22 protein-coding genes are annotated in these 18,215 nt (G+C 50.7%); 1 reads left to right on the forward strand and 21 read right to left on the reverse strand.

Annotation, left to right across the window (positions count from 1 at the left end; genetic code table 11):
- Positions 1 to 102: 102 nt before the first annotated feature.
- From EV209_RS03430 to EV209_RS03455, 6 genes are all read right to left on the reverse strand, one after another.
- Positions 103 to 576 carry a DUF3795 domain-containing protein gene (locus EV209_RS03430; protein ID WP_130433061.1) on the reverse strand — a complete coding sequence of 158 codons (474 nt, stop codon included), beginning with the start codon at positions 574 to 576 and terminating at the stop codon, positions 103 to 105.
- Between the two features lie 131 nt (positions 577 to 707).
- Complete coding sequence (locus tag EV209_RS03435; RefSeq protein ID WP_243647479.1) at positions 708 to 980, reverse strand: hypothetical protein; 273 nt, start codon at positions 978 to 980, stop codon at positions 708 to 710.
- A gap of 150 nt (positions 981 to 1,130) precedes the next feature.
- Positions 1,131 to 1,379 carry a DUF6199 family natural product biosynthesis protein gene (locus EV209_RS03440; RefSeq protein WP_130433065.1) on the reverse strand — a complete coding sequence of 83 codons (249 nt, stop codon included), beginning with the start codon at positions 1,377 to 1,379 and terminating at the stop codon, positions 1,131 to 1,133.
- Between the two features lie 22 nt (positions 1,380 to 1,401).
- The gene (locus tag EV209_RS03445; RefSeq protein WP_130433067.1) at positions 1,402 to 3,354 is read right to left on the reverse strand and encodes a fructose-1,6-bisphosphatase; all 1,953 of its coding nucleotides are present in this window, start codon (positions 3,352 to 3,354) and stop codon (positions 1,402 to 1,404) included.
- A 15-nt stretch (positions 3,355 to 3,369) separates the two neighbouring features.
- Positions 3,370 to 4,488, reverse strand: a complete 1,119-nt coding sequence (locus EV209_RS03450; RefSeq protein WP_130433069.1) for an aldo/keto reductase — start codon at positions 4,486 to 4,488, stop codon at positions 3,370 to 3,372.
- Between the two features lie 60 nt (positions 4,489 to 4,548).
- Positions 4,549 to 5,394 carry an HAD-IIB family hydrolase gene (locus EV209_RS03455; RefSeq protein WP_130433071.1) on the reverse strand — a complete coding sequence of 282 codons (846 nt, stop codon included), beginning with the start codon at positions 5,392 to 5,394 and terminating at the stop codon, positions 4,549 to 4,551.
- A 101-nt stretch (positions 5,395 to 5,495) separates the two neighbouring features.
- Between EV209_RS03455 and EV209_RS03460 the strand changes: the two genes are divergently transcribed.
- Entirely contained in the window at positions 5,496 to 6,158 is a 663-nt protein-coding gene (locus EV209_RS03460; protein ID WP_243647480.1) for a Crp/Fnr family transcriptional regulator, read from the forward strand.
- Positions 6,159 to 6,343: 185 nt separating this feature from the next.
- Here EV209_RS03460 and EV209_RS16230 read toward each other — a convergent pair whose 3' ends face one another.
- From EV209_RS16230 to EV209_RS03530, 15 genes are all read right to left on the reverse strand, one after another.
- Positions 6,344 to 6,625, reverse strand: a complete 282-nt coding sequence (locus EV209_RS16230) for a hypothetical protein (protein WP_165388799.1) — start codon at positions 6,623 to 6,625, stop codon at positions 6,344 to 6,346.
- Positions 6,606 to 7,172 carry a hypothetical protein gene (locus tag EV209_RS03465; RefSeq protein ID WP_130433073.1) on the reverse strand — a complete coding sequence of 189 codons (567 nt, stop codon included), beginning with the start codon at positions 7,170 to 7,172 and terminating at the stop codon, positions 6,606 to 6,608. The genes EV209_RS16230 and EV209_RS03465 overlap by 20 nt, the downstream gene beginning before the upstream one ends.
- Before the next feature lie 250 nt (positions 7,173 to 7,422).
- On the reverse strand, positions 7,423 to 7,725 hold the full coding sequence (gene trxA / locus EV209_RS03470) for a thioredoxin (protein ID WP_130433075.1): 303 nt from the start codon (positions 7,723 to 7,725) through the stop codon (positions 7,423 to 7,425).
- 80 nt (positions 7,726 to 7,805) lie between these two features.
- Complete coding sequence (dapF, locus tag EV209_RS03475; RefSeq protein ID WP_130433077.1) at positions 7,806 to 8,624, reverse strand: diaminopimelate epimerase; 819 nt, start codon at positions 8,622 to 8,624, stop codon at positions 7,806 to 7,808.
- A gap of 69 nt (positions 8,625 to 8,693) precedes the next feature.
- The gene (locus EV209_RS03480) at positions 8,694 to 9,659 is read right to left on the reverse strand and encodes a dipeptidase (RefSeq protein WP_130433079.1); all 966 of its coding nucleotides are present in this window, start codon (positions 9,657 to 9,659) and stop codon (positions 8,694 to 8,696) included.
- Between the two features lie 17 nt (positions 9,660 to 9,676).
- Entirely contained in the window at positions 9,677 to 10,300 is a 624-nt protein-coding gene (locus EV209_RS03485; RefSeq protein ID WP_130433081.1) for a cytidylate kinase-like family protein, read from the reverse strand.
- A complete protein-coding gene (locus EV209_RS03490) occupies positions 10,285 to 11,151 on the reverse strand; it encodes a phosphatidylserine decarboxylase (protein ID WP_130433083.1) in 867 nt (288 codons plus the stop codon). The genes EV209_RS03485 and EV209_RS03490 overlap by 16 nt, the downstream gene beginning before the upstream one ends.
- Positions 11,152 to 11,316: 165 nt before the next feature.
- Complete coding sequence (locus tag EV209_RS03495) at positions 11,317 to 11,931, reverse strand: CDP-alcohol phosphatidyltransferase family protein (RefSeq protein WP_130433085.1); 615 nt, start codon at positions 11,929 to 11,931, stop codon at positions 11,317 to 11,319.
- On the reverse strand, positions 11,928 to 12,983 hold the full coding sequence (locus EV209_RS03500) for a lysylphosphatidylglycerol synthase transmembrane domain-containing protein (RefSeq protein WP_130433087.1): 1,056 nt from the start codon (positions 12,981 to 12,983) through the stop codon (positions 11,928 to 11,930). Before EV209_RS03500 ends, EV209_RS03495 begins: the two co-directional genes overlap by 4 nt.
- Before the next feature lie 17 nt (positions 12,984 to 13,000).
- Entirely contained in the window at positions 13,001 to 13,696 is a 696-nt protein-coding gene (locus tag EV209_RS03505) for a phosphatase PAP2 family protein (protein WP_243647481.1), read from the reverse strand.
- 154 nt (positions 13,697 to 13,850) lie between these two features.
- Positions 13,851 to 15,146: a hypothetical protein gene (locus EV209_RS03510; protein ID WP_130433091.1), complete on the reverse strand. Its 1,296-nt coding sequence runs from the start codon at positions 15,144 to 15,146 to the stop codon at positions 13,851 to 13,853.
- A gap of 183 nt (positions 15,147 to 15,329) precedes the next feature.
- A complete protein-coding gene (locus tag EV209_RS03515) occupies positions 15,330 to 16,076 on the reverse strand; it encodes an ABC transporter ATP-binding protein (RefSeq protein WP_130433093.1) in 747 nt (248 codons plus the stop codon).
- A gap of 9 nt (positions 16,077 to 16,085) precedes the next feature.
- A complete protein-coding gene (locus tag EV209_RS03520) occupies positions 16,086 to 17,120 on the reverse strand; it encodes an ABC transporter substrate-binding protein (protein WP_130433095.1) in 1,035 nt (344 codons plus the stop codon).
- A 7-nt stretch (positions 17,121 to 17,127) separates the two neighbouring features.
- Complete coding sequence (locus EV209_RS03525) at positions 17,128 to 17,892, reverse strand: ABC transporter permease (protein ID WP_130433097.1); 765 nt, start codon at positions 17,890 to 17,892, stop codon at positions 17,128 to 17,130.
- Complete coding sequence (locus EV209_RS03530) at positions 17,861 to 18,157, reverse strand: thiamine-binding protein (protein WP_130433099.1); 297 nt, start codon at positions 18,155 to 18,157, stop codon at positions 17,861 to 17,863. Before EV209_RS03530 ends, EV209_RS03525 begins: the two co-directional genes overlap by 32 nt.
- Positions 18,158 to 18,215 lie beyond the last annotated feature (58 nt).

An 18,215-nucleotide genomic window follows, 5' to 3' on the forward strand; every position in this document is an offset into this window, starting at 1 on the left:
CTGCGGATTTTTCTTGTCTTTTTTCTGCTGTTTTTTTGGATTGATTATGCTGAAGCTATTCGAGGCGTATGCGGATTGAATACTGGATTTGTGATGTTTTCTTTATATTCCCCTTTTGTAAGCATTATAATGAGATTCCTTACAGTGGCTGTTCCAGTATTGTTCTATTCCATGATCATGAATTTCTTGATTTCCATTAAGCCATTTCTGGTACACTTCATCCTCAAATATGCCTCTTGTTTGAGTGCAGGGAAATTCGTTACACTCACCGCAAAAATCAACAAAATGTTCCTTTGTACATTCCAAAATAAAGCATCCCTGAATACTGCACGTATGATGTGTTCGGTTACGGCATCCTGAACAAAGCCCTGCGCCATACATCTCTAATTCGTTTAGAAGTGTTTTTGTATTGCTGACAGAACTTAAATTATGTATTTGATTAAATTCACAGATACCATCCAAGTGATGTAATAATGTATTAGCCGATTGACATATTATTCCCTCTGCATAGGCGGTACAAGTGTAACAAAGCAGAGAACACGGCGCAATATGATTCAGCAATTTTTCTTTTTCCATTTGGGATTTCCTTTTAGTTTTTTCTGCTTCAATATCATTTGCTGTCTGGTTAATTTGGTCTTTGTATACCTTATCCCCCCTAAAGCAAAAGCATAACCAGCTGTTTTGTTAATCAAAACAAATGTACTATGTTATGCAATTTCCTCTATTTTTGTTTTCACCCTCCTCAGCTCATTCTCACGGATCAATAGCATCTCCTTTTCATTCTCGAGCCTCAAAGAATCGTCCGACTTCCTGTTTAAGTCAAGATGCCCTTCAGCAATTAACTGGATGTTTTTATTAGTTTCATTCTCAAGCGTGAGCTGAAGATCAGTCACCTTAGAATCAAGTCCATCCAGCCTATTCAATATCTGTTGCAATACATGATCTATTCCTTCCATTCTCTTTTCCTCTACGTTCTGCAATAATTCCTTAACTGCCAGCCGGCGGACGCTACGCCTGCTGCGTCAATCCACACCCGTCCGACCATATAGGCTTGTTGCAGTTATGGCTTGCCCAGTACCACAATCAACGAGGCTGCAATTTACTGAATGGCTTACCCCCTCATAATCACATCAGACCATATAAGGGTCTTTTGCAATCTGGATGGCCAGACAGATCCAAATAAACATCACCACAGCTCCCACAATTCCGATCACACGAATAATACGGCCCGCCCCATCCGCTGGTCTCGCGTCTTTCCACTGCCAGCCAAACAGAACCTCCCAGGAAAAGTTCGGCGCTGCCGCCATTACCAGAAATACCGTCAGCGCGAGCACCTTTAAAATCATCCCCCATACATTTATATTGTCCCAAAGATTCATATCCCCGCCCCCTTCTTTTTCGCTATTCTATCTTCTCTTTAATCTCTCCCTCTTTGTAAGCCGCTACCAGCGCCTTCAGATCTTCTATCTGGGCCGCCAGCGCTGCTCCGATATCCGTATCCGCCACCCGCAGCCTCGACCGCATCCGTTCCACGATCTTTACTTCCGGCGTATCCCGGCGCAGAGCCTGTTCCTGGTTCATATAATTCTTGTGCTCCGCCAGCGCCAGGTGATGGGAATTAAAGATCAGCGTGTAGCCTGCGATCCCTGTTTTGGACTGATAGGCCTTGGAAATCCCTCCGTCTATGATAAATAGCCGGCCGTTCGCCTTGACCGGGCTCTCCCCGTCTTTGATTTTCACCGGCATATGGCCGTTGATAATGTGGGAGTGTTCCGGATCCAGGCCAAATTCTTCCAGTATCCGGCAGCACGCTTCCTCAGACTGGCTCAGTTTATAATAGGGATTTAATATTTCTTTATGGACAGCTTCATCCTCAATGAAATAATGTTCAAACGCGGACAGCTTGCTCTTTCCGAACAGCGGAGACTTGGGGCCGCACCAGAGATACCACATGAAATCGCTGGCGTCCTGCCACCAGGGGGATTCCTTCGGCAGGAAATAGGCCGCCCGCACCTGGCCGTTCAGAAAATCCAGCAGCCCTTTTCCGCTGTATTTCTGGCCGTCAAATTCAATCGTATCGAAATTCCCGTCTGCGGTCATGGGGATACACCCGTGATACAGGAGATTAGAATTGGCGCATTTATACATACCGCCGTGGCTGTACAGAAACTTGATATGGCGGTGCAGCACTTCACTGTGGTCAAAAGAAGCGGATATGGCGTTCATCAGGTCCTCTTCCCCACGGGAAAGCTTCAGGGGACCGGCAGGGTCTACCGTTGGAAAACTGGTGTCCAGCATAGGATATATCTGTCCGTCCACCTTTACAGTTCCCGCCCCGAAATCCACCTCTTTCAGCAGAGACCTGTCAGCCATCCGGTATTCCGGATGGCGTTCCAGAATCTGCCCTTCCAGCTTAAACTGGATCACGGCCATAGCCTTGTGCATCTTGGCCGCCAGATCGCCGTCCACGGTGTCAAACTCATTCTCATCCAGAATGTGGGGCAGGAACCGTTCGCAGCTGTCCTCCCGGTATACCTCCGCAGCAAATGCAGAAAGAGGCCGGAGATTAATGCCGTAGCCGTCCTCCAACACGTCAAAATTATTGTAGCTGATGGCCATGCGCACCACATTAGCCATTAACGCGCGGTTGCCGGAAGCCGCTCCCATCCAGGAAATGTCGTGATTTCCCCACTGCACGTCCACATCATGAAAAGAAACCAGCGCGTTCATAATAATATCCGCCCTGGGCCCCCTGTCAAAAATGTCCCCTATGATATGCAGGTTGTCCACCACCAGGTTCTGAATCAATTTACATAACGCAATAATAAACTTGTCCCCTCCGTCTATCTCTATAATGGAGCGGATGATCTCGTTATAATATACCTTTTTATTGCCATCGTCATAATTTACATGAAGCAGCTCATCAATAATGTAGGCAAAGGCAGGCGGCATCTTCTTTCTGACCTTGGATCTGGTATATTTGGAAGAAACTTCTTTACAGACCAGCACCAGCCGGTAAATCGTCAGGCGCTTCCAGTCCTCCATGGAATCATGATGCCCGAACAGCTCCACACAATTCAGCACTGATTCCGGCTCATAGATCAGGTTTGCCAGCTGGTTCTGCTCCGCCTCTGAAAGGGTATTGTCAAATATCTGTTTGATTTTGGCGCGGATCACGCCGGAGGCGCTCTTCAGCAGATGAAGAAACGCCTCATACTCCCCGTGCAGGTCACTGAAAAAGTATTCTGTTCCCTTAGGCAGCTGCCGGATCGCGTTCAAATTCACGATTTCACTGCAGGCCGCCTGAATTGTGGGATACTCTTTTGCAAGCAGCTGTAAATATTTCTGCTCCATAAATCCCCTTTCTGTTCAGCCAAGTTTTTTCGCGATCTCAGGCATCAGGCTGCTGATCCCGATATGCTGCGGGCATTCTTTCTCGCAATGATGGCACGCCCTGCAGGCGTCCGCCTTCTTTTCCAGGGTCCCGTAGCGCTTTCTCGCAGATTCTTCCGTCTCATAAGCCAGCGCGTTATATGCTTCAAAGGTGCCCGGGATATCCAGCCCGAAAGGACAGGGCATGCAGTATTTGCATTTGGTGCAGGGCACCAGGGCCAGCCCGTCATAAGCCAGCTTCGCCTGTTCAAACATCTCCGCTTCCTCTTCGGACAGCATGCCCACCGAAGACCTGGAAGCGTATTCCAGGTTTTGGGCAGCCTGTTCCTCCGTACTCATCCCGCTGAGCAGCAGGCTCACCTCCGGCTGGTTCCACAGGTAATCCAGCCCCCATTCCACCGGGCTCTTTGTATCCGGAAGCACATCTTTCACTGCCTGAGGCGGATCTGCCAGCCTGCCACCCAGAAGCGGTTCCATGATGATTACGCCAAGGCCTTTGGACGCGGCATAACGAAGGCCCTCTGCGCCCGCCTGATAATCTGTATTGATGTAGTTATACTGGATCTGGCAGAAATCCCATTTGTCATAGCCGTCCACAATTGTTTTGAACGCGGGAAGGCCGTCATGGAAAGAAAAACCGATATGGCGGATTTTTCCCGCCTCCTTTGCTTTTTCCGCACGTTCCAGCAGTCCCAGCTTCACCACCACATTCTCCCAGCGTTCCTGACTGAGCGCGTGGAGCAGGTAGAAGTCGATGTGGTCTGTTTGCAGTTTCTCCAGCTGTTCGTCCAGAATCCTGTCAAAATCTTCCGGTTTTTCCAAAAGCCATACCGGAGACTTGGTGGCAAGATAAACCTTCTCCCTGTAACCGTCCTGAAGCGCTTTCCCCACCAGAGTCTCGCTCATCCTCATGTGATAGGGATACGCTGTGTCAATGTAGTTGAGCCCCGCGTCCACCGCATCCCGCAGCATGCGAATCGCCCGCGCCTCATCGATCGTGCTGGAATCCTCCGGATTCACCAGCGGAAGGCGCATGGTTCCAAAGCCTAATGCGGAAACTTCCACCCCTGTTTTGCCAAATTTTCTGTACTGCATTCTGTCTACCTCCTCAGCCCGTATGTTATACATAAATTATACCAGATTTTCCCCTTATTTTCAATGCAGAATAAACTTTTCAATGGCATATGCCACACCGTCCTCTTCATTGCTCCTGGTGATAAAAGCCCCCAGCTTCTTCGTCTCCGGGTCCGCGTTTCCCATGACCACGGGAAACCCCACACTTTTGAGCATCGTCCAGTCGTTCCAGGAGTCGCCGCAGGCCATGATCTCCTCTCTTCGTATTCCCAGTAGGCGTCCCAGCTCCAGAAGCCCTTTTCCCTTTCCAGCCCGGGCATAGTTGATTTCCAGGTTAAAAGGAGCCGCGATGCTCACCTGCAGATCCTGATTCTGCCGCAGCAGCTCCAGCGTCCCGTCCCTGTCCTCTGTCCGTTCAAACAGCATGTGCATCTTCTCCGCCCCTGCGCGGTTTTCCCGCAGCTTCTCCGTCAGTTTTGGCACATAGATCCTGGATTTCCTGATATAGTCTTTCAGCGCCTGGGGCATCAGCGGATGTTCGATATACCGGTATTCTTCTTTTTCCACCAGGCATTTCCCGTCACAGTATACTTCCCACACGCTGCCCGGCACATCTCTGACCTGACGGATCACCTGTTGAGTCAGCTCCCAGGGCATCCTGCATTCATAGACCGCTTCCCCGCTTTCCAGATCCACAATTCTCCCCCCGTTGGAAGTCACCGCATAGCGCACCCCGGGAATCTCCAGAAATTCTTCCGGCAATCCGGACTGCGGCCTGCCTGTGGCAGGCAGCACCACGATTCCCCGCCGGATGGCCGCTGCCAGCACTTCCTTTGTATGCGCTGTAATCTTTTTTTCATCATTAAAAACTGTCCCGTCTAAATCCAGGCCGATCATCCGGATATTCCTATTTTTTTCACATTCCATATGGTTGCTTTTCCTTTTTCATGTAGTATAATGTATACAACTTCTTATCAGTATAATATCTGCAGTGCTGAATTTCAATCATTTCTTCAGAAAGGAGACGTATGATGATTAATCCGGAGGTTCAAAATTTTCCCTTCTGGCGGCACCTGGACACGGCCTGGCAGGAGAGGCTGGACGCATCTGTCCGCAGAGCGGACTATGCCGCCGGACAGGAGGTCCGGGGAAACGGCTCGGAATGTCTGGGCGTTCTGATGCTGCTCTCCGGCCGGATGCGGGTTTACATATCGGCTGAAGATGGGAGGGAAGCCACCATTTACCGCCTGGGGCAGGGAGAAATCTGCGTGCTCTCCGCTTCCTGCACAATGCCGGACATCCATTACGACGTTCAGATACAGGCCATGGAGGACAGTTCCGCCCTGATTCTCCCCACCCCGGTCTTCGCCCGGCTCATCCGTGAAAATATTTATGTGGAAAACTACGCCTACCGTTCCGCCACGGAGCACTTTTCCGATATCATCCAGGCCATCGAGCAGCTCCTGTTCCAGACTCTGGAGCAGCGGCTGGTGTCTTTCCTATTGGACGAGGCGGCCAGCCAGAACAGTGATGAACTGCATGTGACCCAGGAACAGACCGCCAGGGCCATCGGCAGCGCCCGGGAGGCGGTGACAAGGGCCTTGAAGAAGCTGTCTCAGGAGGGGCTGATCCGGCTGTTCCGGGGCGGCGTGGAGCTGCTGGACCGGAAGGAACTGTATAGCCGGGTGTGAATAAGAGTCCGGCCCGCCGGACTCTCGCGCCGGAGCGCGGCCGCTTCAGCGGCCATATTTCCTTAGCGCGTAGTGCGATCCCCCCGGAGGGCTTTGCATCATAGGGAACGCGGTTTTCTATGCAGCAAAAGAATGCGCAATAAAAGGGCCGGGATTTCTCCCAGCCCTCTGGTTTCACCGCCCTGTCATTTTAACTCCGGCATCTCAATCCAGGACTTCACTCTGCTTAAAAGGGTTGTTTCATCTACTGCATAATACCCCAGTCCAGGTACCATGGCCGAGCCGTCCCACCGTTGGGAATATTGATATAGCCCAAAAAATCTTACATCACCCGTCTCTTCATTCTCTTTCACCCGCACCAGCAAAACCTGTTCCGGAGCATCCTTATCAGGATGAATAGCGGGGGCGTATTCTCCTACCCAGTAGAGATAGAGAGCCGCCCGGATTTCATACCATTCCGGCCCCATCAAAAAATCCGTCTGCCAGCCTCCCGCAAAAATATCCTTCGGGATAAATTCTTCCGCAGTCTTCAAATCCGCTTCTGAAATCCGGCTGTACTTTACCGGAAACTTGTCCATATGAGCCTTCACATATTTCACCGCCTCCGCTTCCGCAGGGCCATAGCCGGAATCCCATTTCCAGGAAATATCTTTTTTTACAGCAATAGGCATACAGCACCGTTTCCTCCTTGTTTTCCCATAAAACAGAAAGCTTTTGCAGGTACAGGAAGGACCGGTCTTCCCGATATTTCTCCTCCTGGTACTGCTCCACAGCGTCTCTGACCTCTGGCGCAGCATCTTCAAAGGCGATCATCGGGTGTGTGCGCGAATCCACCGCGGCGACGCTGGTCCAGGGAACGGATGAGTTTTCCTCCCGAACGGTTTCAGGCTCTTCTTTAGAATAATCCGCCGTCTGACCCATCACGGCGGATTCTGATAAGCCTGGATTGCCGCATCCCCATACGTTTCCGACAGTTAGAATAGCAATCAAAACTGCCATACGCTTTTTCCGCATTCCATACCCCCTTCCCCTCTGTCGCCAAATATCACTTCTTCCAGGTTCTTCTAATAAAATACTAACATCTCCGGTTTATTCTGTCAATTTTTATCATTCAATTTATTTTCTCCATAATTTTCTCTTTTTTAGAGTTTCCCATTTGAAGCACAATCTTTCGCCGCACGGTAAAAGGCGTGTATATGAACTGCCGGAACTGTGCTTTTGTCCGCCCGGCATTTTCATATACACGCCCTTTATTTCATTCTAATCAGATCAGCTGCTTCAGCGTCTCCTTAGACTGCACGCCGATGGTCTTTCCCGCGGGAGCGCCGTTTTTAAATACGATCACCGTAGGAATGGTCATCACGCCGTACTGCTGCGCCAGCTCCGGCTGATCGTCCACATCCACCTTGCCCACTTTATATCCCGAAGCTTCTTCCGACAGCTCATCGATCACCGGTCCGAGCATCCTGCAGGGGCCGCACCAGCTGGCCCAGAAATCTACCAGAACCGGCACCTCTGATTTCAGCACTTCTTCTTCAAAAATTTCCTTCGTTAATTTCATTGCCATATTCTTACACTCCTTTGTCTTTTTGTTCTCTATTGTTACCTGTATTCTAGCAAACTATAAGGGCTCTGTCTGTAACCAAGTCACACTGCGGGGATTTCTCCGGAAAACACTTCTTCCGCAGGGCCTTCCAGAAACACCGGGCCGCCCTGTTCCCATTCTACCGTAAGCGTTCCGCCCGGAAGCCGGACGCTGGCCGATCTGCCGCACCTTCCTGTCAGCGCGCCTGCCACCACGGCGGCGCAGGCCCCTGTGCCGCAGGCCATGGTTTCTCCGCAGCCCCGTTCCCAGACTCTTACCTTCAGGTGCTCCTCATCCACAATTTCCACAAATTCTGTGTTTACGCCTTCGGGAAAACGGTGATGATGCTCCAGCGCTCTTCCCAAAAGCTCTAATTCCGCTTCTTCCGTCTTCTCCACAAAACACACTGCATGGGGATTTCCCATGGAAACACAGGTAAGGGTCACAGTCTTTCCTTCCACGGAAAAGGCTTCCTCTATCACCAGTCCCCGCTCGGACAGAACCGGAAGCGCATGGGCTTCCAGCCTGGGCGCTTCCATATCCACACGGTAACCGCCTTCCTTTTTCCAAAGCCTTTTCAGGCCTGCTCTGGTCTCTATGATCATTTCCTGCCGCTGCGGCAGCAGATGTGCATTCAGATACGCGCCGGCGCACCGAAGCCCGTTGCCGCACATGCCTGCGGCGCTCCCGTCCCGGTTATATAATTCCATTCTGCAATCTGCGGCAGCGGACGGCAGGAGCAGAAGCAATCCATCCGCGCCAATCCCAAAATGGCGGTCGCAAAGCCGCCTTGCCAGGCTGTGCGGATGGACAATTTTTTCCCGGAAGCAATCGACACAGATAAAATCATTGCCGGTTCCCTGCATCTTCGCAAACTTCATCGGGCCACCTCCAATGTCCGTTTTCAATTTCCTGCCTATATAGTATATGCAGAGATGGCCTTTTCCGCTCTAATGCAGGACTTCCCTGTAGACCCGCTCCACATTCCGCCAGCAGATCTTCTCAATTTCCGAGGCAGTAAACCCTGCCTGTTCCATGCCGCTGACAAGCCGCTGCATCCCGGAGGCGTCGGCAATTTCCACACTTCCCCCGATACCGTCATAGTCCGTCCCCAGGCCCACGCTTTCAATCCCCGCTGTATTGGCGATATGTTTCATATGGGCGATCATATCCTGTATCCTGCTGATGCTCTTTCCCCTCACCGCCGCCGGGTCCAGAAAATTCGTGGCAAAATTAATCCCTGCCACCCCTCCCCGCTCTCCCAGCAAACGCAGCATATCATCCGTCAGGTTCCGGCTGTGGGGGCAAAGCGCCCGGGCATTGGAATGGCTGGCAACAAAAGGTTTCTTTGTACATCTGTACACATCATAGAAACCCTGGTCAGAAAGATGGGACACATCAATAATCATGCCCAAACGCTCCATTTCTTCCACAAAAGCAAAACCCGCAGGCTTCAGCCCTGTCCCAGGCATTTCATTCATGGTATTGGGAAAACCCAGCTCGTTTTCATAATTCCAGGTCAGAGTCATCATCCGGACGCCCAGCCGGTAAAAATCCCGCAGCGCTGCCAGGCTTCCTTTGCAGACGCCGCCCTCCTCAATCGTCAGAAAAGCAGACATCTTACCGGCCCGCTCATTTTCCTCCATCTCCCGGACATTGCGCGCCAGCCTCAGTGTATCCTCATTCCGCTCCAGCTCTCTGTAAAACAGATCCGCCAGCTTCATCGCCGTAAGCAGCGCGTCCTCCGGCCGTCTCAATTCTACAAAAAGAGCAAAATTCTGTGACCTGTAGCCGCCCTTTTTCATCTTTTCCAGATCCAGGTGCCCTGAATTTTCCCGCAATTCTTCAGGTTTTCCTGCTTCCTCCAACTCCAGAAGCCTGGAAATCGTGTCGCAGTGCATATCCATCAGTTTCATAGATCATCCCCCTATTCTCAGATCGTTCTAGCTTTCAGGTACTGCACGATCAGCTCTACCGCTCCCTCCGGATTCATCCTGCTGCTGTCAAAGGTCAAGTCATAATGATTCAGGTCTCCCCAGGAGCGGCCTGTATAATAGCTGTAATAATCGGATCTCTCCTTATCCACCCGGTTTACCGCTTTCTCCGCCTCCTGCCGCGTCATCTCGTAGCGCTCCATGATCCGCGCAATGCGGGTATCTTCCGGCGCATGTACATAGATACTCACTACATTTTCCATATCCTTCAGCAAATAATCCGCGCACCGGCCTACAATCACGCAGGACTCCGCTTCCGCCAGACCGCGGATCACCTCTGACTGGAACAGAAACAGATTGTCATCCGCCAGAAGCCTTCCGCTGATGGTGGGTTTCTCCAGCCTGGGAGCCTGGGATTTTGCCACTTTATAGAGCAGCTTCTGTCCCGGGCGTTCGTCTGCCAGATGAAAATAACTTTCCTCAATACCGCTGGTATCCGAAACCAGTTTCAGGATTTCTTTGTCATAGAAATTGATTTCCAGCCTTTTCGCCAGCATCTGCCCGATCTCTCTGGCGCCGGAACCATATTGCCGCCCCAATGTGACCACTATTTTCTTTTCCATCCGATCACCTCTCCCATCTTCACCACTGTTTCGTATCCTTTTGCCGTATCTTCCAGCAGCCTTTCCCGAAGCTGCACCCGGTCCTTTTCAAACAGCAGGATCACCGTGGAACCTCCGAACTCAAACCGTCCCTTTTCCTGGCCTCTTGCAATCCTGCCCTTACCCTGACGGTTGCAGATGCGGCCCACCATCAGCGCGCCCACTTCCATTTGAATTACATCGCCAAAATTTTCTGTATGGAGCATGGTATATTCCCGGCTGTTCTCCTTATAGATCGGATAAACGTCATTCGCCACCGGGTTCACTGTATGGAGACGTCCGTGAATCACCCTGTTGCAGCTTTTGACGCCGGAATCCGGATAAGCATAGCGGTGGTAGTCATCTACCGTCAGACGAAGGATTACCGCCAGGCCTCCTTCATACCTCTCTGCCAGTGTTCTGCTTTTTAAAAGCTCTTTTAAACTGTAACGCGTATGTTTGACGGAAAACAAGCTTCCGGCCCCGATTACAAACGCGCTCAGCTTGCCGTCGCAGGGGGAAGGCAGAGCCTCCGGGTCACCAGGAAACGGCCGCAGCTCCGGACGCACTCTGCGGGTGAAAAAGTCATTATAGGAAGCATAGTCTGTTTCTTCATACTGAGACATATCAATACGGTTTGCTCTGATAAAAGGACAGATCAGCACTTTGGACACAGGTGTATCCAAAAAACAGCCGCATACCCTGGAAACAGCCGGGCAGACAAGGGGCTTCAGCAGCGCTCTTCCCCACCAGCTCCCATAGAGCACAGAAAGCAGCCGGTCCTGCTTATTATTCTCATCCACATATTTTCCCTCTGCGGTTACATATTTCATCGTTTCCTCCTTCATACAAATATGGCGGCCCACCCTCGTTTATCACAACCAGAGCAGGTTCGCTTTAACTTTGTCTATGCACAAAAAAGCAGGCCTATGAAGCGCCGCAATGCCCGCCGGACCATCCATCGGCATCACTCTCACGCCCTTCATACGCCTGCATGCTCAAAATACAAATAATTTCAGCAAAATTGCAGCGGCCAGCACAAAAAACAGCACCATCACTTTATTTCCCGGCTTCGGCACTTTAATATCCGCAACGAACAGAACCGCGACCAGCAGAAGCACCCCTTCCAGAATATACACAAAAGCGTCGGGGAAATAGCCGCGCAGCAGATAGGCGGCCGGAAACAGGATTGCAATGGACGTCACCGGAAGGCCCTGATAATACTTGCGGACTTCATCCGTCTCCTGCTGTCTGCGTTCTTCCACCACATTAAAGTAGCCGAGGCGGATCACCGCCGCCAGCACAAACAGTACCATCACCCCGGTCCCTACGATACCCCGCAAACCGAAGGCATAGCCCATAATCGCCGGGAACGCGCCGAAACAAATGAGATCGCACAATGAATCAATTTGGATTCCAAACCGTTTTTCATCCTCTGTACGGTTTTTCATGGCTCTGGCGATTTTTCCGTCAAACATATCGCAGCCGCCCGCAATGATCAGACAGGCCAGCGCAATTTTCGGATGGCCGCCCAGCGCCTGAGTCATACCGATTACGGCAGACGCCAGCCCAATGTAAGTCAATATTACTGAATGATTATAAAATCCAATCATGATTCTTTTTCCTCTCGTCCTATCGTACTCTGCCTGCGGCCCGCAGTAAGATGAGCGTATAGGCTGACCGCAGCGCTGATCAGCACCAGCGCATAATAATTAATTCCTCTGGAAAGCAGCATGGCCGGCAGCACCATGGCTGAGCCAAATACCGGCATGAATATGTGGAGAAACAGGCTCTCGCTGGCCCCGATTCCGCCGGGAAGCGGAAGCATATCCACATCAATAGATATCACTGACTGAAGCATTACTATTTTCCACAGCGGCGTCCCCGAAAATCCAAAGGACTTGTATACCAGCCAGGTCACCAAAAACAGGCATATCCTCTGAAATACAGTAATCATAAACGCCGTTGCCAGCACACTTTTATGCCGTTCCAACGCCTGCGCGGTGGCGTGATATTTATCCATAGACGCAGCCAGACGGCGGCGGCGTTCTTCTTTTTCTTTTATAATATGAATCCGCTCCAGCAGGCGCAGAATGCCCATTGCCAGCCTTTTTGCAAAGCTGGGAGCGAATACAAGTATAAGCATACCAGAAATAAACAAAATATTCAATCCCAAACCGAGGTACAGGAAAAATTTCGTATCAGAGAGATATGTTTCCATCAGCCCGGGCAAAAAAGCCAGAATCAGCAGGCCGAACACCACCAGCACCAGCTTGTAAAGTATGGTGATGACCATCAATACCAGCGTGGAAACAGAGACAGGAATCCCGTCTTTTTTCATGTAGTAAACCTGCATAGGCTGTCCGCCGGAAGCCGACGGCGTCACGCAGCTGTAAAAAAATCCGACAAAAGAATATTTCACGCATTGTCCCAGCTTCGGCCTGATTCCCTCCAGCTTGCCCATCATATAATGGATGATAACGGATTCACTGCATACGAACACAATCACCAGCAGCAGGCCTGCGATCAGCCACCCAGGCTGCGCCTGCTGCAGGCTCGCCCAGATTCCGGACAGTTCCTGATCCTTCAGCAACAGATAAAATGTCAGCCCGAATACGCCCGCCAAAAACAGGATGTTCAAAGCCGCCTTTTTCCGATTTTTCAAGATTTCCTCCAGTCACTCTATTCCAAACCCGCATATTTCAGCCGGTTATTCATTCTGGTGAAAAACTGCTGCACCCATACCCGCAGCTGTACTCTGGCTGCCAGCCACCAGGCTCCTTCCGCCAGCAGCAGCCCTCCTGCCACATCCACAATATAATGCTGTTTCGTAAACTGCGTGGAAGCACAGACAGCCAGTGCAAATACCAGGCTGAATATCCGGTAAGCCGCCGGAACACGTTTATTGCCCCTGATGCCGATCCAGCAGAACCAGCTCACAAGACAATGGATGGAGGGAAACAAATTGGCCGGAGCATCAATGGTATAGAGCATACGCATCAAATCGCTGGCAAAGTCCGTTCCTGTCACCGCCGGACGCACATTGGTGGTGGGCAGCACCAAAAAGAAAATCAGGCACACCGTTTTGGACATCAGTTCAGCCGTCACAAAACGGAAAAACTGTTCCCGGTCCGAAACCCGGGCGACCAGAACATAATTAGCAGCCCAGAATGCATAGCATATAAAATAAATATAGATCCACCAGGGAACAAAAGGAACCGCCCGGTCCACTCCCATGGTGAGGTCATAATGGGTCCAGTTTTTCGTAATCATCATGGCCCCTTCATAGACCAGACAGTTGTATGTGAAACAGAAAATCAGCGGAACCAGCGCATATCCAGGCATCACCTTTTCCACCAGCTTCCACAGCTTTTTCATCTTGTTCATCCTCTCTGTATTCCATCTTAGGTCTGCTCAACAAACCTTTGTTTATAATACATTGTTTTTACATTTATGTCAAATGAATAGTTTCTGACATTTTTTATGTATTGTAAACAAAATGAAATACAGAGCCCGCTCGCCGGACTGCAGCTCACCCTCCCGCTTCCGCCCAGATATCCTCAGTCACCGGATCCAGATAAAACGCCACATACGCGCCTGTATCCTCCTCTGCGCAGATCACTTTCCATATTGGCCTCCACCGGTATATTTCATCGGTCACCTCATCTCCCAGATGTCCGGTGGAAATCACTTCCTGCTGATAGATAAATTCAATATGCAGAACCTGGTAATGTGTTTTCGTACCGCGTTCCAGCCTTTTGGAAAGCTGCGTCAAAAGGTAATCCAGAGAAAGGCCTTCCGTCATAGGTCCGTCCTCCCGCCGGGTATCGCACACCCGGTCACAGCCCGTAGTCATATCCAATTTTCCTTTTTCCACCATGGTAGCGCTTCCGCCGCCCAGCAGGCGGTCCTCCGGGTAGTCAAATTTCTCAATATTTTTTAAGGAATCATATAAATTATAAACACTGTCCAGCGGTATCCCGTCATATACTTCCGTGACCTGAAAACAATATTCATACAGGCCGTCTTTCAGCTTCCGGGGATACAGCTCTGTTACAGCCAGATGCACCGCTGGGTTCGGGTCCGGATAATAGTAATTGCCGTCCACATTGATCTGTTCTTCAAATGTATCGACAGCCTCCTGAAGTGACACCTCTCCATCCCAAAGCGGATAGCTCACGTCTGGCAGCTCCTGTACGCCCCGTAAATCATAAAATTTCCCTTCACTCCTGCTGATCTCCAGATCCGGCTCACTTTCCCCGCCGCTTATAGATTGTATGTATGCTTCAACCTCTTCTTCCATCAGAGAATAAGCGGTCCCTTTGCCTGTCCAGGTGCCGGACTTTGTCCGGACCGCGCGCATAGGCCTGCCATATTCTTTCTCACCAGGGTACTGTATTTCAAAACATTCCTCATATTCCGAATCTCCGGCTTCCACCTCTTCCTCAATATCTGACAGGTAAACGCGCTTCCCCCAGGTACCGCAGATCTTAACCCGGTCTCTGCGTATCTCGTCCTGGAATTTCCCAAACATCTCCAGAGACTCTTCTACAAACGTTTTCAGGTTTTCAGCACATTTTCTGGTAACCCGCACCTGATACACTGCATCTGTCTCTTTCATCCTGATTTTGACATTGCCTTCTAAATATTTGTATTTTCCCTTTGCCAGTTTATTCTCAATTTCCGGAAATTCACTGCGCACATCCCTCCAGGGCCTCAGGCTGTCATCAAAAGACCTGCCGGAATATCTGTACGCAAAGGCTGCGCAGCTAAAAATCCCCAAAGCCGCCGCGAGATACCAGAACTTCTTCACCCTATTTTTATTCATTCCCTTTCCCCCTGTCAATAAAATTCTAAAACCCTAATTGTACATAAGCTCTGAAACCGGAAATTTTGAATGGATATATTAGTATTATACTGAAAAATAATGAGATAGAAAAGATGATTTTCAAGAAATGATCATTCTGCTCCGGCAGACTGAAAAGAGCCAGTCTGCCGGACAGGGCAGTCCTTATGGCCGCTGCCCCAGAGCCTCAATAATCCTGCGCTTGTAATCCAGAAATTCTTCCGTGAGATTAAAGTCCCGGGTGCGGGGACGTTTTTCGCTGATCACAATTTCCTCCGTGATTTTTCCGGGAGCTCCGGTGAGCAGGCAGATCCGGTCTGACAGCAGGATGGCCTCGTCAATATCATGGGTGATAAAGAGAGTGGACATCTTCAGTTTTCCCATCATGTCCAGGTACCAGCGGTGGATCGCGCTCTTTGTGATGGTATCCAGCGCGGAAAACGGTTCATCCAGCAGCGCTACATCGCTGGAAAACAGGTAGGTGCGCAGCAGCGCCGCCCGCTGCCTCATGCCTCCTGACAGCTGGCTGGGATACTTCCGTTCCGTCCCCTCCAGGCCGAAAGCTCCGAACTGTTCTCTGGCCCGTTCCCTCGCCTCCTGTTTTTTCATCCCGCGGATCAGCAGCGGGATGGCCACATTATCTTCAATCGTGCGGTACGGAAGGAGAAGGTCCTTCTGCAGCATATAGCTCACATGGCCTGTCTGGCCCGTAATCTCCTGTTCATCCAGAAGCACCCGCCCAGAATCCGGAGCGGATACGCCTGCAATCACATTGAAAAGCGTGGTTTTTCCTCCCCCTGACAAGCCCAGCAGGGACACCAGTTCCCCCTGATGCAGTTCCAGGCTGATATCTTCAATAATTTTCCGTCCGTCAAAGGACTTTGTTACATGTTCCGTTCTAAGTTTTGCCATGTTTTTTCCTTATTTTGCCAGATAATCATTGGAAAAGCCGAAATTCTCCGGGATTTCTACCGATATCAGCTGGTTTTCCCACAGCCACTGGTAAAACCCGTTCCAACGGGCCGGATCGATGTATCCCCATTGTTCCGTATCCGCCATATACTGATCCGCCAGCCATTTCTGGCTCTCCGACACCAGCTCTTTATCCAGAGAAGGATCTGCGGTACAGAGAATTTTCGCTGCTTCCTCCGGATCTTTTACCGCATCTTCATATCCTCTGGCCGTAGCAGCCAGAAACGCTTTGGCAGCTTCCGGCCGCTCTGCCAAAAAGTCATTGTTAGCGATCAGGACAGGAGTATAATAGTCAAAAGTTTTGTTATAATCCACGAAGTTAAAGAAATCAGTTTCCACTCCCCGCAGCTTCGCGGAAATGCCGCCCCATCCGTAAAAAACCCAGATCGCATCTGTCTGGTTCATTTCCAGTGCGGCGGCTTCATCTGTAATGTTGTTTGGGATCAGATTCACTTTGCCATAATCCCCGCCGTCCCCGTTCACCACGTTTTCAATCATTGCCTGTTCCACAGGGTTGTCCCAGGTTGCGTAAGTCTTTCCGGCCAGGCCTCCGGGATGGTCTATGCCCTCGCCCTTTCTGGAAATAATCCCTGATGTATTGTGCTGAATCAGCGCTGCCACAGCAGTGACAGGCAGGGGCTGCTCCATGGCGAACGCCGGAGCGATGGTGTCCTGCGCGTTAATGCCAAACTCCGCCTTTCCTGCTGCCACCAGGGCTGAAGCGCCATCTTCCGGCGGCTGCATAATTTCCACTTCCAGTCCGGCTTCCTTATAATAGCCCTTTTCCAGAGCTACATACATGCCAGTGTGGTTTGTGTTTGGGGTCCAGTCCAGCACCACTGTAATTTTTTCCCCGTCCCCTGCCGCCGTTCCTTTTCCTCCGTCGTTCTTTCCCCCATCTCCGTCAGGGGTGTTGCCGCAGGCCGCCAGGCTCAGGGCCAGACACCCTGCAAGAATCCCTGCTAAAAATTTCCTGTTTTTCATTTTTTCCTCACTCTCTGGTTTCCCAGGGCATACAGCGCCGTCTCAGCAGCTCCACGCCCTTCATCAGCAGCAGACTGATGACTGAAATTAATACTATAATTGCAAACATCTTATCATACGCATAAGACTTCCGCACTCTTGTCATATACACGCCCAGCCCGGAATTGCCCCCCAGCCATTCTGCAATCACCGCTCCCACAATGGAATAGGAGGCGCAAATCTTCAGGGATGCAAAAAACTGTCCCATTGCCCCTGGAAATTTGATATAGCGGAATATCTGCTTTCTTTTAGCGCCCATGGAAGACAGCAGCCGCACTGCGTCCTGATCCGCCGAACGGAAACCATCCAGCAGGCCGATGGCCATGGGAAAAAAGGTTACGATCACGATTGCCGTCACCTTTGGCGCAATACCGTAACCCATCCAGATCACCAGCACCGGAGCAATGGCTACAGTGGGAATCGTCTGGGTCAAAATCAGCAGCGGATAAAAAGCCTTATATACCGACGGAAAGCGATCCATAAGTACAGCTGCAGCCACGCCTACCGTCACCCCCAGGGACAGTCCAAGAAACGCTTCCAGCAGCGTAATCCCTGAGTGCTGCATAAGTGCAGGAAAATCTGTAACCAGAGCTTTTATGATATCCGCAGGAGACGGCAGCATGAACTTGGGAATCCATCCCATGCTGCAGCAGAACTGCCATACAATTACAATGCCCAGAATGCCGGACGCTGAAGTCAGTTTACTGGTGATGCTTTGTAACTTTCTTTTCAATGGTCAGCACATCTCCTTCTGGCCTGTAAGTGATCTTCACATAAGAAGAAACTGACGGCGCCCCAGCCTGAACCGCAATTTTCTGGCAATTTTTCACAATTTCCATCAGTTCGTCGTAATCTCCCTCAATCGAAGTCTCACATGGGCCCACATAATAGTTCAGTCCGGTGCTCTTGATATAATCAATCACCTCATCCACTACACGGATCACCTCGTCGTCGCCGCTCACCTTGGGCAGCACCTGAATTGCAACACTTGCGTTCATACTTTTTCCTCTCTTTCTCTTTTTTGAGGGTATCAGCCATTACTTCTTTACCGCCGGA

It is taken from the genome of Cuneatibacter caecimuris (assembly GCF_004216775.1).
Lineage (GTDB): Bacteria > Bacillota > Clostridia > Lachnospirales > Lachnospiraceae > Cuneatibacter > Cuneatibacter caecimuris.

What these genes read in the sequence shown, in the direction of transcription:
- EV209_RS03430 (WP_130433061.1), bottom strand. Translation starts at nt 576, where the DNA reads ATGGAAAAAGAAAAATTGCTGAATCATATTGCGCCGTGTTCTCTGCTT.
- EV209_RS03440 (WP_130433065.1), bottom strand. Translation starts at nt 1,379, where the DNA reads ATGAATCTTTGGGACAATATAAATGTATGGGGGATGATTTTAAAGGTG.
- EV209_RS03445 (WP_130433067.1), bottom strand. Translation starts at nt 3,354, where the DNA reads ATGGAGCAGAAATATTTACAGCTGCTTGCAAAAGAGTATCCCACAATT.
- EV209_RS03450 (WP_130433069.1), bottom strand. Translation starts at nt 4,488, where the DNA reads ATGCAGTACAGAAAATTTGGCAAAACAGGGGTGGAAGTTTCCGCATTA.
- EV209_RS03455 (WP_130433071.1), bottom strand. Translation starts at nt 5,394, where the DNA reads ATGGAATGTGAAAAAAATAGGAATATCCGGATGATCGGCCTGGATTTA.
- EV209_RS03460 (WP_243647480.1), top strand. Translation starts at nt 5,496, where the DNA reads ATGATGATTAATCCGGAGGTTCAAAATTTTCCCTTCTGGCGGCACCTG.
- EV209_RS16230 (WP_165388799.1), bottom strand. Translation starts at nt 6,625, where the DNA reads ATGGGGCCGGAATGGTATGAAATCCGGGCGGCTCTCTATCTCTACTGG.
- EV209_RS03465 (WP_130433073.1), bottom strand. Translation starts at nt 7,172, where the DNA reads ATGCGGAAAAAGCGTATGGCAGTTTTGATTGCTATTCTAACTGTCGGA.
- trxA (WP_130433075.1), bottom strand. Translation starts at nt 7,725, where the DNA reads ATGGCAATGAAATTAACGAAGGAAATTTTTGAAGAAGAAGTGCTGAAA.
- dapF (WP_130433077.1), bottom strand. Translation starts at nt 8,624, where the DNA reads ATGAAGTTTGCGAAGATGCAGGGAACCGGCAATGATTTTATCTGTGTC.
- EV209_RS03480 (WP_130433079.1), bottom strand. Translation starts at nt 9,659, where the DNA reads ATGAAACTGATGGATATGCACTGCGACACGATTTCCAGGCTTCTGGAG.
- EV209_RS03485 (WP_130433081.1), bottom strand. Translation starts at nt 10,300, where the DNA reads ATGGAAAAGAAAATAGTGGTCACATTGGGGCGGCAATATGGTTCCGGC.
- EV209_RS03490 (WP_130433083.1), bottom strand. Translation starts at nt 11,151, where the DNA reads ATGAAATATGTAACCGCAGAGGGAAAATATGTGGATGAGAATAATAAG.
- EV209_RS03495 (WP_130433085.1), bottom strand. Translation starts at nt 11,931, where the DNA reads ATGATTGGATTTTATAATCATTCAGTAATATTGACTTACATTGGGCTG.
- EV209_RS03505 (WP_243647481.1), bottom strand. Translation starts at nt 13,696, where the DNA reads ATGAAAAAGCTGTGGAAGCTGGTGGAAAAGGTGATGCCTGGATATGCG.
- EV209_RS03510 (WP_130433091.1), bottom strand. Translation starts at nt 15,146, where the DNA reads ATGAATAAAAATAGGGTGAAGAAGTTCTGGTATCTCGCGGCGGCTTTG.
- EV209_RS03515 (WP_130433093.1), bottom strand. Translation starts at nt 16,076, where the DNA reads ATGGCAAAACTTAGAACGGAACATGTAACAAAGTCCTTTGACGGACGG.
- EV209_RS03520 (WP_130433095.1), bottom strand. Translation starts at nt 17,120, where the DNA reads ATGAAAAACAGGAAATTTTTAGCAGGGATTCTTGCAGGGTGTCTGGCC.
- EV209_RS03530 (WP_130433099.1), bottom strand. Translation starts at nt 18,157, where the DNA reads ATGAACGCAAGTGTTGCAATTCAGGTGCTGCCCAAGGTGAGCGGCGAC.